The 3117-nt window shown below is 58.4% G+C and carries 4 protein-coding genes; 3 read left to right on the top strand and 1 reads right to left on the bottom strand.

From position 1 onward, the window contains the following. The 3 genes from AB4043_RS20175 to AB4043_RS20165 all read left to right on the top strand — a co-directional run. Positions 1-545 (top strand): WD40/YVTN/BNR-like repeat-containing protein (locus AB4043_RS20175; protein ID WP_442307900.1); only part of this gene is annotated, 545 nt, incomplete at its 5' end. A gap of 32 nt (positions 546-577) precedes the next feature. Beyond that, positions 578-1729, top strand: coding sequence for an aminofutalosine synthase MqnE (mqnE, locus tag AB4043_RS20170; protein ID WP_442299772.1), 1152 nt, complete (start codon positions 578-580; stop codon positions 1727-1729). 59 nt (positions 1730-1788) lie between these two features. Beyond that, positions 1789-2580: an ABC transporter ATP-binding protein gene (locus AB4043_RS20165; protein WP_442307899.1), complete on the top strand. Its 792-nt coding sequence runs from the start codon at positions 1789-1791 to the stop codon at positions 2578-2580. Positions 2581-2660: 80 nt separating this feature from the next. Here AB4043_RS20165 and AB4043_RS20160 read toward each other — a convergent pair. Next, the coding region (locus AB4043_RS20160) for a GNAT family N-acetyltransferase (RefSeq protein WP_442307898.1) at positions 2661-3117 on the bottom strand (457 nt) is incomplete at its 5' end.

Raw genomic sequence — 3117 nt, 5'->3', positions numbered from 1 at the left:
ATGCCACAACTGCTCTTGGGATATTGCAGAGCAACGACTCCGGAATCACATGGCGGATCACGTCACTTACCAGTGATGATTTCCGTTATTCCGGAGCTGCGCCGGGTGGAAATGTTGTGGTTGCCGGTCTTCACCGGATTGCAATCCTGAACCCGGCGACGCAGCAGTGGACTGAGGCTTCGATGCCTGGTGGACTTGCCCAGATCACCGCGATTGGAATCGATGACAAAGGACGTCTCTGGGCCGGAGGGCGCGAGGGAGTCTTCCGTTCTAATACCGGGACAAGCTGGCAGGGCCTCCCGGATCTCCACGTAGCAGACGTCAATAGCATCTTCTACGACGGCGCGGGAAAGCGGATGCTGATTTCGGCAAACAGCTCGACGACCCTCACCTTCGCTGTGAGCCTCGCGGATGACCATGTTGCCTTCTGGGACACAGGATGGCACCTTCGCTTCGTCCGTCCGGTGGGAGATCACCTGATTGGGGCTACCCTCTACGATGGCATAGTACTTCAGCCCCGGATGGTCGAATCTGCAGTGAGATAACCGGCCGCAGCGAGGATTAGAATAGAAGTGCGATGACAGCTACCTCAATCTCCTCGCGGCCGCGCCATGCATTTCAGACAGACGACCCACGCCTTGCGCCCATTGCGGACAAGGTCCTCTCCGGCACGCGGCTGGACTATGAGGATGGTCTCGCTCTCTACCGCAGTCCGGACATCCTGGCCGTAGGCTGGCTGGCCAACTGGGTACGCGAAAAACTGCACGGAGATGTGGCGTACTTCAATGTCAACCGGCACATCAATCCGACCAATGTCTGTGTCGCAAGTTGCCGCCTGTGTGCCTTCGGCCGCAAGAAAGATGCTCCCGGCACTTACACCATGGCTCTGGAAGAGGCCTGGGAGGCTGCGGGCGCGGGTTATACCGAAGCTGTAACCGAGTTTCATATCGTCGGTGGTCTCCATCCGGATCTGCCATTTCAGTACTTCATGGATCTGGTCAGCGGCTTAAAAGAGCGCTTCCCAAAAGTGCATATCAAAGCCTTCACCATGGTGGAGGTCGCATTCCTTGCCAAGCGCGCCAAGCTCACGATTCCTGAAGTGCTGGAGCGCATGAAGGCTGCTGGTGTCGATTCCTGCCCGGGCGGCGGAGCGGAGATCTTCGCTGACCGCGTTCGTCACATCATCTGCGACCACAAGATCGATGGCTCCGAGTGGCTGGATACCGCGCGTCTGGCCCATAAGGCTGGCCTTCGTTCCAATGCCACCATGCTCTATGGGCATATCGAGAACGAAGAGGATCGTGTCGATCACCTATTGAAGCTGCGTGCCGTGCAGGATGAGACCAGTGGCTTCCAGACCTTCATTCCGCTGGCTTTCCATCCTGATAACACGCCATTGGGACATCTACCGCGCACGACCGGCATGCTCGACGTCAAGCAGATTGCGGTCGGCCGTCTGATGCTGGACAACTTCCCGCATATCAAGAGCTACTGGCAGATGGTGACGCCGAAGATGGCCCAGATCTCGCTGCGCTTTGGCGCGGACGATATCGACGGCACCGTAGTAGAAGAGAAGATCTATCACGATGCCGGTGCTACCACACCTCAGGGCATGCGTCGCGCTGAATTGGAACGCCTGATCCGCGAGGCCGGCCGGGTTCCGTTTGAGCGCGACACCATGTACCGCGCGGTCACTCGCAGTGAAGACAGCTTCACCATCGCGGTATAACGACTTCTTCAAAGTGCATAAGGATTTTCAGGCCTTCAGAACGATATTCTGAAGGCCTGATGTGCGAAGCCAGCATTGAGCCATTTCTCCTGTTCGAACATGTGAATGTTGCACGCGGTTCCCAGCGGGTGCTGCATGATATCAACCTCAGCATTCGCCCAGGTGAGAACGTCGTGATTCTCGGGCCGAACGGCTGCGGCAAGTCCACACTCATCAAAGCGATGACCTGTGAGATCTATCCGCTGGTCGAGCCTGGGATGCGCGTCCGTATCTTTGGTCGCGAACGCTGGGACCTGCAGGAGCTGCGGCGCCGTCTGGGTGTGGTCTCTCCGGAGCTGCCAGGCAAGCCAACGCTCAAGACGACCGGCCTGGACGCTGTGGTCTCCGGCTTCTTTTCAAGTTCGACTCTTTGGCCCAATCTCACCATCACGGACGAGATGCGATCCAAAGCAGAAGATGCGTTGCGCCTGGTCGAAGGCGAAGTGCTGGGTGAAAAGTTGGTCGGACAGATGTCTGCCGGTCAGCAGCGTCGCGTCATGATCGCGCGTGCCCTCGTGCGCAGCAACGAGATGCTGCTGTTGGACGAGCCTTCGAATGCGCTGGATATCTCCGCACAGCGCAGCCTGCGATTGACGCTGCGGCGCCTAGCGCAGCGGGGAACCGGCATTCTGCTGATCACGCATCACATCGAAGACATTCYGCCGGAGATCGACCGCGTCATCATGATGCGGGATGGACGCATCGTTGCGGATGGCGCAAAACGTGACCTATTGACCGGTGAGAAGCTCTCGCAGCTCTTCGATACGGAGGTTGAGCTTCGCGAGCGCGACGGCTTTTATTCCATGGCCTAGTGTGGCGTCCCTGAAGTTATCGTGTCAATGAAAGAGGCAGAGCGCGAGCTCTGCCTCTTCTATTTCTATCTGTTCAGGGCTTAGTGCCGCTCGCCGCTAAATGGAATCTGGATGGGAACCAGATCTGAGTCCTGCACGCGACTGGGACCAAGTACAGCGACACGGGGAATTGGGCCGCGCACCATGGCTACCTCATCGCAGGCGTGCAGGCGAGGGCAGTTCTGGCAATCTTTGTAGATCTTGTCCGGCAGGGCCGCGCGATCCATCGTGATGCGGAAGCCGAAGTGGAAGAAGAAGTCGGGAATCCGGGTGAAGAGACACACCGAAGGGACTCCGTGGTCGTCGGCCTCCTCAAGGAGGGCACGCAGGATTCTGCCGCCCGCCCCCTGGCCTTTCGCCTCAGGCTTCACGACGATGGAACGGACTTCGGCAAGATGCGGGCCATAGAGATGCAGGGCACCGCAGCCAAGAAAGACGCCACTTTCGGATTCGGCAACGGTGAAATCGCGAACGTTCTCGCAGACCTCGGCATAGCTG

It is taken from the genome of Terriglobus sp. YAF25 (genome assembly GCF_052113305.1).
Taxonomy (GTDB): Bacteria; Acidobacteriota; Terriglobia; order Terriglobales; family Acidobacteriaceae; genus Terriglobus.
The sequence above is the reverse complement of the archived record's forward strand: the minus strand, read 5'-3'. Positions and strand labels throughout refer to the sequence as shown.